This is a genomic window from Phormidesmis priestleyi BC1401, assembly GCF_001650195.1.
Classification (GTDB): Bacteria; Cyanobacteriota; Cyanobacteriia; order Leptolyngbyales; family Leptolyngbyaceae; genus Phormidesmis_A; species Phormidesmis_A priestleyi_B.
Window position 1 is genome coordinate 1 of sequence record NZ_LXYR01000100.1, and the last position, 9066, is coordinate 9066.

A 9066-nucleotide genomic window follows, 5' to 3' on the forward strand; every position below is an offset into this window, starting at 1 on the left:
AGAATTGCATCGGCTAAAACGCAGGGAGCGCTCGATTTCGCCCTTCTTGCATAGGAGTGGAGAAATTTTGCCAGTTCAACCCACTCTGATATTTAGACTGATATCTAGAGTAGTCACCTGTTCTACTGGTGCCTGTAAGTGGGACAGGTGATGGTGAGGACGCTTAGTTTTACGCAAATGCCCGTGTCTAGAACCTAAGTACAGGACAAAAAAGCAAAATGGGAGGACAAACTCTGCTAAAACGCCGGTGCAGCAAAAGTTTCAGCGGTTTTAACTAAAAGCTTTGATGGGAGAGCTTTTCAGGCTTTTTGTCCTGTACTTAGGTCTAGAACACTACCTCTTCCAGAGTGGTTTGATTCTGACACTTTTGACAAAGCGCTTTCTCTTCGCAATATAAATGAGATGTGAAAGTCATACGAAATAGGTAACCTCATAAAGCTGTATTGCTTAAACCAGACAGCAGAGGTCCCCGAAACTGTGCTTTACGAAACTGAGGTTGAACCGACATGGAATTCGAAGCTTTATTCTTAGGGATTGAGCCGTTAACTGCTTTAGCCGTGGGGCTGGGCGCTGTAGTTTTAGTACCTGTAGTGGATGCAGTTGGGAAAGCAGTGGGACAGCCTAATTTAAGTGAACCCCTAGCTGAGACTGCCAGAGAAAATACTAAAAAGGTGCTCGTTTGGGGTATTGAGACCTTTGAGAACGCTCAGGTGGCTTTTGCAGAAGCAGAAGAATCTTTTCGTGATTTGGTCGCTGATGCCAAGGCTGAGTCTGCTGCCAAAAGGAATACCTCGGAGCCTATCGCACCCCACGATGTCGAGATTATCTCTGAGTAACCAAATAATATAAGTCTTGCTTGTCGCCTCACTATCTAGATGTAGCCGACAAATTAAATTGAGGGGATGATCAGGCTAGAGACTAATTGCGATCGGAGGAAACTAAAGTCCACTACTGGCGGTACTCAGCGCCTAAAACGACTGGATGCTGATTGCTCCTGATGGCGCACTAAAAGGTTAACGCAACTGGTTTCTTGCTTTTCACTGCCCAATGCTAGCTGACCTTAATTAGTAGAAGTGATAGTACCGCTTCAAGCTGATGTTTCCTTTTTCTTGTGTCTGTCCGACGTTTCAGCATGACGAGGGCGACTTTGAATCAAACTATCTGTATCTACAAGAACAGGAGCCGTGGAGTTAGTGAACGGTCAAGAAGCAAAGCCGAGATTGGCAACAGCACCCGTTGACGAATTTGTGCGCGATCCTCAGGCTATGCGCCATCAAGTCATTTATCGTGGTCAAAGACATCTACGGGTGCGCCTGCCGCATCTACCGACGGAGGTTAGCGATACCGATCGATTGCAGCAGTCGATCGCCGTTTTGCCGGGCGTGACCGCTGTGCGCCTAAATCGAGTCGCCCGATCGCTGAGCGTGGAATATGACGATAGTTTGATCGCCAGCACTGGGCTAGAAGTAGCGGTGCTTCACTGCTGCGACACTGCGCTTGGCGCAGATCTACGGCCGCAAACCGAGACGATCGTTCTGACGCAGACCCGTCAAACAGTTGGGCATCAAGTCATTCATCAAACGCCTTGGCGGATTCGATTACGCATCCCGCGCGTGGCGGAGGATGCTGACTATGCGAACCGATTAGTCGCTTTGGCGAACGGCATCAGCGGCGTACTTGAAGTGCGATTGAATCGACTGACTCAGTCGATCTCCGTTGAGTTTGCTCCCCTGCCGCTCAAGCAAGTCGCGATCGCGCGTCATCGCTTGTTTGAAGTGCTGGAGGAGGCATTACGAACCGATGCGGGTGCCATTATAACCACCGAGAGTCAGACCGCGACGACCAATCACGAGCTTGACTATTGGCAACGATTAGGACTGCCAGCGCTAGGCTTCTTTATGGGATTAGGTACCTTAGCTGGAGTGCCCATTCCGGGTATTTTGACAGCGGGTGTGATGCTGGCAGCGACCATTCCGGTGTTTCAACGGGCGTGGGATGGCATTCGCCAAGAACAACAGCTAAACATTGATTTTCTAGACGGTCTGGCGATCGGTTTACATACTTCTCAAGGCAGCAATTTTCCAGCCGCATTGATGCTGGGGCTGATCGAGGGGGGTGAAGTGATTCGAGACATGACGGCGCGGAGCAGTGAGCGTGCCTCTCTGGATTTATTAGATTGCTTGAATGGGGAAGTTTTGGTCGAACGCAATGGTCAGGAGTTACGGATTCTAGCTAAGACGATCGAGGTTGGCGATCTGGTGTTTCTCTACCCGGGCGACCAGATTCCGGTAGATGGCTGCATTGTCCGGGGTACGGCTTTAGTTGACCAGTGCAAGCTCACGGGTGAATCGGTGCCCGTGACGCGATTGCAGGGAGAAGAGGTGTTTGCGTCCACATTGCTAGTGGATGGGCATGTCTGCATCCTGGCAGAGCGTCTGGGCAGCAACACGCGGGCAGGTGTGATTTTAACGCTTGTCGAAGCGGCTCCAGTGCATGATACCCGCGTAGAAAACTATGCGGCGATGTTCGCAAATCAACTGGTGATACCCACCTTAATTACTGCTGGTTTGGTCGGAACTTTGAGCGGCGATCTCAGCCGCGCGATCGCCCTGCTCACCCTGGACTTAGGCACAGGCATTCGGATTTCTGTCCCCACTACTATTCTGTCTGCCCTGACTTATGCCGCTCGCAATGGGGTTTTTATTCGCAGTGGTCGAGCGATCGAGGGTCTGGCTAAAATCGACACTGTCGTGTTCGATAAGACCGGAACCCTAACTCAGGGTCATGCGGGGGTGACGGCAATTCGTGCGCTCAACGCCCAGCTATCGGAGTCTGAAATCTTATCTCTGGCGGCAACGGCGGAAAAAGGTTTAACCCATCCGATCGCGGAGGCGATCGTGCGTCATGCCCGTGACACTGGTGCGCCCCTCTACGACTGCCAAACCTGGGAGTATCGGGTGGGCTTAGGCGTAGTTGCAACGGTTAATGGGATGCGCCTGCTAGTAGGAAGCCATCGCTTAATGCTTCAGGAAGAAATCAGCCTGGAGACTCTCTGGGAGCGGCACCCCGACCTTCAGTCTGGCAGCCATGCCCCTGTTTATATCGCGGGGAATGGCGAACTGTTAGGTGTCATTCTCTACAATGATCCACCCCGTCCAGAGAGCCAGACCATCATCAAGGAACTCCGCGACTTGGGGATTAATAGCTATATGCTGAGCGGTGACGTAACGCGCGTTGCAAACGCGGTAGCGCAAGAGTTGGGCATTGCTCCTGACTGTATTTATGCAGAGGCGTTTCCAGAGCGTAAGGTAGAAGTCGTTCAGGCGCTGCATGACAGTGGCAAGACAGTTGCTTTCTGTGGCGATGGCATCAATGATTCTGCTGCGCTTGCCTATGCTGATGTGTCTATCTCCTTCGCGGGGGCAACCGACATCGCGCGGGAGACTGCGGATGTGGTGCTAATGGAGAATGATCTGCACGGATTGATCAATGCAATTCGGATTGCTCGTCAGGCAATGGACATTATCTGGCAGAACACTGCACTGGTAGCGATTCCGAACTTGAGCGCGGTCGGAGCGGGAGTGTTATTTGCACTTGACCCGGTGCTGGCGATCATAATCAACAATGGCTCCGCAATTTTGGCAGAACTGAACGGTCTGCGTCCCTTGCTCGGACCTGGAGACCTTCCATCGCTGCAACACTCTCTTAATCCGACTGCCCTGCTGCAAGAAATTACCCGCTGGCAAGAGAACCCCGTTGCGCCTACTAACCCGGAGCCAGAAACGCTAATCAGCCAGGATGGAGGCTTAAACAACGGTCACTCACTGGAACCAACATTACCTGAGATGGAAGCGGTTTTGTCAGACCATTGTCTCAGCCAAAAAGACCTGGCCAAACGGCTGGGTGTGACGACACGGACGCTTTCTCGGCGACGATCGAGTCCGACCTTTGATCGCTGGAGCCAGACGAAAGACCCGGAAGGACTGTCTTGGAAGTTTCAAGCATCCTCTCGACTGTTTTATATCCGTCCTCACGCGGCTGAAGCTGAGAAGCGACTATCATTAACCCGATAGATCTTTGCTCCCGTGTATCTTCTCAGTCAATCTTGCTCATTCAATTAACCACGGAGAATCGAGTCATGGACAACGTACTTAAAGGCATTCAGAAGGCAACCTTGATGGCGATCGGAGCCGTCACCTTAGTGATGGGCATTGTAGGAGTACTGCTACCTTTAATTCCCGGCACCCCGTTTCTGATTGTATCGGCGGTCTGTTTTAGCTGGGCAGCCACCCTTTAGGTACAATCATGCAACCTCCAACCCCTGCTACAACAGGTGAAATTGTTCATCGCCTACCGGGTCGCTTGCGTGTTCGCATCCCTCAGCTACGCTATGACTCAACTGAGGCGACCAAGCTGAAGCAGTCGCTCTCTGCGCTTACAGGCGTGACGGAGGTACGGGTTAATTCTGCTGCCAGTTCCATTGTGATTACCTATCAGGTAGATCGGCTGACGGAGCCGGCACTTTTAACCCATTTAGGGCTGACTACACCGCCTGAGGTGCCCTCCCGGTTCGATGCTACTCAATCTAACCAGACAACGCGATCTGATTCTAAGCAGGAACACAAGGAACACCTGAAAGAAGAAATTGGCGAGGTGATCGGCGCAGACTTTGGCGAAGCTGTCGGAGAAGTGGTGGGTGAAGGCATCGGTGCTTTGCTCGGAGTCAGCGGGGCGTGGGTCGGTGGCGGCATTGGTGGAGCTATTGGCGAAGCGGTAGGCGAGAAACTAGGGGATGCCGCTGCTCGCGAACCTGATGCCCACGAAGCTGAGTCCAGGGAGCTATCACTTGCAGATGAGGGCAAAGAAATTGAAGAGATGACTGCCAAAATTGTTGGCACCAGCACAGGTGAGATGATTGGCGAAGTGGTAGGCGAAGCTGTGGGGGGTCTGTTGATGGGACCCGCTGGTATGGCAATCGGGGCGGAACTGGGCGCAGTGCTGGGTGAGGAACTGGGCGAAGCAATTGCAAAAGATGTGGAGCGTCAACTTGAAGAAACAGTGGCTTCCGAACCCCCATCATCCAGCAGGAAACCCACCAGGAGGAAGAAATGACCAGTCAGGCGCTTGCACTTACAAACCCGGCTTCTTGCCGCCTGCTGCATAGAGTTCCTGGACGTATCCGGATTTATATTTTCAGACTTGCTGCTGATCCAGCCCATGCTGACTTGCTTTTGTTACTGGTCAGGCAGATAGATTTTGTTACAGAAGCGCGAATTAACGCCCCTGCCCGATCACTGGTGGTGCATTATGCAGCCAATTTATCTGGCGAACAGGTATTCGATCGACTGCAAAGGGTCGTTCAATTCGCGGCAACCCTTCCGATCTCTGCACCGCTTGAACCCGCCGTTGGGATGGATAAAAACCTGAGCGGCATTCGTTGGATGCTGTTGGCGACGGGCTGTTTCGCGGGTATGCAGGCGGCTATTCGGTTCCTGTCGGGAACGATTCATCCCTTTCAAATTGCCTTTCTCAGTCACTTAATTGGCATTGCTATCCTGGCTCCCTGGATTGCTCAACCAGCCATTCTGCATACAGAAAAATTTCCCCTTCATCTGCTGCGAGCCGTGATTGATACGGGTGCAACATTGCTCATCTTCACGAGTCTGAGCTTGATTCCTCTCGCTGAAGCTAACGCCATCAGCTTTACAGCGCCTCTGTTTGCGGTTGTAGGCGCGATCGCGTTTCTGGGAGAACGGTTGCAAGCCCACACCTGGGTTTCGTTAGTGCTGGGGGCGATCGGGATACTGATCATTCTTCGCCCCGGTTTAGAGTTGATTAGTCTCGGCGCGTTGCTGATGCTGGCAGGTTCAGCTACGTTGGGAGGTGTGCTGCTGCTGATCAAAGTCTTAGCTCAAACTGACTCTAACCTGACGATCAATGCGTATACCGTGCTGTTGATGACGCCGCTCCTGCTCGTCCCGGCTCTGTTGGTCTGGCAGGTGCCAACCCTGATTGATCTAATTTGGCTAAGCTTCGTTGCTGCTTTGATGGTGAGTGGACATACTGCAATGACTCAAGCGTTCGTTGACGCGGATCTAACTACTGTGCTGCCTGTGGAATTTGTGCAGATTTTGTGGGCATCTGGCTTAGGCTTTCTGTTGTTTGCTGAACAACTAGACCTCTGGGTTTTAGTCGGTGGACTGATCATCTTCAGTGGTACAACAACGACTGCCGCGATGCAGGGGAGTCAATCAGCTTAAGATCACGAACTTTATTCGCCGGAATCTTCGCCAGTCCTAGCATCGTGAGGTGCTGGTCCTACAATTCAACCACCCACCACACACTTACGCGCTCAATTGCTGGGTGCCTCGACCGCATCACGATCGGGGTGAGCGTTACTGGGCAAGCTACCCATCACCATGAATCCTAATCCAATGACTGCAAGACCCAAGCCCAAATACCAGACTGATCGTTTGCGTAACAAGACCGCGACCGCTCCAAGAGAGATTGCAACCTGTAGCGCTGCGACGCTGCGGGCAAAAAGTTCATGACGGTGTAGGTTCTCCGTCGATTCGGCTTGCAGCTTTCGCGCGGTCGATTGAATGGTTGCTTGCTTTTGCTGTAACGTCTGAATTTGACTGGTCAACTCAGCGGGGATGGGACGCTGTAAAGACTTTAAGAGCAGTACATCGGATTCTGCTAGATGGCGTTTAGTCGATTGTGCTTGATAAAAAGCCCAGGCGTCTGAGGCTCTAATTTGCGCCAGAGTTCCTTCATTTGCCAGATAGCCTGCTTGCATCGCTGCGATCGCTGCCAGGGCGGAGAGAATCCCGGTTGAAAGCCCAATCAGACTTAACCATTGGCGATCTTGTTGTGCTTCAGCCTGCTCTGTGCTCAGTTCTTCGCGGACTGCCTCAATTTGTTCGGCTACTTTCTCGTGAAGTTCCTGCGGTTCTGGTCCAATGTCGTCGGTCATAGTCAAAAAAGGTAATTGAGTTGCTATGGAAAGAGGATTGAATTCTTGGATCGGAGGTTCAACGTATTTTTCTCAATGGTTTAAGCTCCTTTCAGGATCTTCTTCGCCATTATGTCAAAGCAGCACAACGTCTGAAAGCTGGTTTGCAAAGTTTCAGCCTGCGACGATCGCTGGAGTCAATCAAACAACTCATAGATGCCAATGACAACCAGCAGTAGTCCTGCTGCTTTTGGAGCCAGCACGCCTAAACGTTTACTGAGATAGGTGCCTGAGATCGCTTGCCCAAGATCAATGGTGATGTAGCTGAACACACCCACTGCTAGAGAAGTCGTGACGGGATTGTGACCAGAGAGACTGGCTCCTAATCCGCCTGCCATCGCGTTGAGTGCGAGAGATACCCCTAGCACGAAGGTTTCTCTCAGGTTAACGCGCTGCAACTGTTCAAACGGCGGCGACTGTAGCGCAGGAGGGATGCCTGACGATAATTTCTTAGCGGAGTGTTCAGTGGGGGAACGCCTGCGGCGGAGAAGCCGATTGCAGTAACGCTGTAGCAAACGAGTAAGGGGAGCTTCCCAATAAATCCAGATTCCGACAAGGACAATCACCAGTGCTCCAATTAGGTTAGCGACCCAGCTTGGCATTATTAGCACTAAGACTCTGCCAAAGGCCATCGCAGTGTAGGTTAAGCCAATTGCCAGCAGCGCAATGATAAAATTCGAGCCTCTGGAGATTTGACGTTTTGCAATGCCGTAGGCGGTACCGACTCCAAAGTTATCTAGATTGGCAGCAAGGGCGATCATTAGCAAGATAGTGAGTTTATGAATCGGTGCAGAAAAAGACATAGTGAGGGTTGTCGCTTACGACGATAGACGCACGATGTACGGTGCTAAATTAAATGACATTAAGCTAAGTACAGGACAAAAGCTTGCGAAAGGGGGTAGGAAAGGGTTTCATGCAAATAGTAAGTTCACACTATGAAACCCTATGCATCAGATTAACCAATTGCGGCAGACATTGCAGCCTCTACTGACGGGTGCGACCTCTACTTGATTTAGTAGGTCAAGCATGATATCACTGAGTGAGGCAACCAAGAGGTGGTGAGTATGAGCGCTCAATTGCTGAGTCAAGAAGGGACGCAAGTCAGGATAGAAGTGACGATAGACCTGAGTCATTCGCTGCTGACCAGTGAAGAAGCGATTCAGGAAAGCCTCAACGAGGCGGGTCGTATTGCCACTACAGCCGCTCTTGAGTATCTGGACACCGACGGTTCAGCCATTGAGATTGCCGGAGAGGTGATGCGAACCAAAGGCAAGCAGCCCAAAGCGTATCAAACGCCCTACGGAGAAGTCGTGATTGAACGCCATGTCTATCAGCGCTCTGGAGGCGGGAAAACGGATTGTCCGCTAGAGCGAGCGTCTCGCATCATCATCACCTCCACGCCTCTGTTTGCGAAACAAGTGTCCTCGAAACTGGCGTATGGTTCCGCCCGAGACGTGCAGCGAGACTTGGCTGAGAATCATCAACGCCCGGTCGCCGTGTCCTACATCCAGCGTCTCAGTGAAGCGGTGGCCACGATCATTGAGGTGAAAGAAGAAAGTTGGGACTATGTGCCCCCTCAACTAGACGCTGAAATTGCCAGTGTTGCCATTGGCTTAGATGGCACCTGTATGCTGTTGTGCGACACCGGATGGAGAGAAGCCATGGTCGGCACTGCCCATCAGTCTGTATGACGCGTTTGGAGACCGACAACACACCATTTATATGGGAGCCACCCCCGAATATGGCAAGGCGACGTTTCTGGAACGGCTAGAGCGAGAAATCGCGCGCACGAAAGCCCGTTATCCCCAAGCCACCTATCTCGGAATTGCGGATGGGGCAGCCTCAAACTGGCAATTCCTCAACCGCCATACCCACGAACAAGTGCTGGATTTCTATCATGCCTCTGGGTATCTCGGTGCGGTGGCGGTGGCCCTCTATCCCATTAATTTAGCCCAGCAACGGCACTGGCTTCAGGAGAGTTGTCATCATCTCAAACATGACCCAGGGGCAGCCACTCACCTCTATCAACAGATGCTGGAGTTATCTCAATC

General features: G+C 51.9%; 8 protein-coding genes and 1 pseudogene. 7 read left to right on the forward strand and 2 right to left on the reverse strand.

Annotation, left to right across the window (positions count from 1 at the left end; all coding sequences use genetic code 11):
* Positions 1 to 506: 506 nt before the first annotated feature.
* The 5 genes from A8707_RS24855 to A8707_RS24870 all read left to right on the forward strand — a co-directional run bounded on the left by A8707_RS24855 (position 507) and on the right by A8707_RS24870 (position 6260).
* Complete coding sequence (locus A8707_RS24855; protein WP_068819984.1) at positions 507 to 836, forward strand: hypothetical protein; 330 nt, start codon at positions 507 to 509, stop codon at positions 834 to 836.
* 348 nt (positions 837 to 1184) lie between these two features.
* Positions 1185 to 4073 (forward strand): heavy metal translocating P-type ATPase, encoded by a 2889-nt coding sequence (locus tag A8707_RS24860; RefSeq protein WP_068819987.1) that lies wholly within the window; start codon positions 1185 to 1187, stop codon positions 4071 to 4073.
* A 65-nt stretch (positions 4074 to 4138) separates the two neighbouring features.
* A complete protein-coding gene (locus A8707_RS28670; protein WP_074382581.1) occupies positions 4139 to 4297 on the forward strand; it encodes a DUF454 family protein in 159 nt (52 codons plus the stop codon).
* A gap of 8 nt (positions 4298 to 4305) precedes the next feature.
* Positions 4306 to 5112, forward strand: a complete 807-nt coding sequence (locus A8707_RS24865; RefSeq protein ID WP_068819989.1) for an HMA2 domain-containing protein — start codon at positions 4306 to 4308, stop codon at positions 5110 to 5112.
* On the forward strand, positions 5109 to 6260 hold the full coding sequence (locus A8707_RS24870) for an EamA family transporter (RefSeq protein WP_082906502.1): 1152 nt from the start codon (positions 5109 to 5111) through the stop codon (positions 6258 to 6260). Before A8707_RS24865 ends, A8707_RS24870 begins: the two co-directional genes overlap by 4 nt.
* A 92-nt stretch (positions 6261 to 6352) precedes the next feature.
* On the opposite strand, the gene A8707_RS24875 is transcribed toward A8707_RS24870, so the two are convergent.
* On the reverse strand, positions 6353 to 6976 hold the full coding sequence (locus tag A8707_RS24875; RefSeq protein ID WP_068819991.1) for a DUF4337 domain-containing protein: 624 nt from the start codon (positions 6974 to 6976) through the stop codon (positions 6353 to 6355).
* Positions 6977 to 7152: 176 nt separating this feature from the next.
* Positions 7153 to 7818 carry a manganese efflux pump gene (locus tag A8707_RS24880; protein ID WP_068819993.1) on the reverse strand — a complete coding sequence of 222 codons (666 nt, stop codon included), beginning with the start codon at positions 7816 to 7818 and terminating at the stop codon, positions 7153 to 7155.
* 261 nt (positions 7819 to 8079) lie between these two features.
* Between A8707_RS24880 and A8707_RS24885 the strand changes: the two genes are divergently transcribed.
* Positions 8080 to 8706, forward strand: a complete 627-nt coding sequence (locus A8707_RS24885) for a hypothetical protein (RefSeq protein ID WP_068817839.1) — start codon at positions 8080 to 8082, stop codon at positions 8704 to 8706.
* A gap of 31 nt (positions 8707 to 8737) precedes the next feature.
* Positions 8738 to 9066, forward strand: a pseudogene (locus A8707_RS24890) (ISKra4 family transposase); the annotation flags it as partial.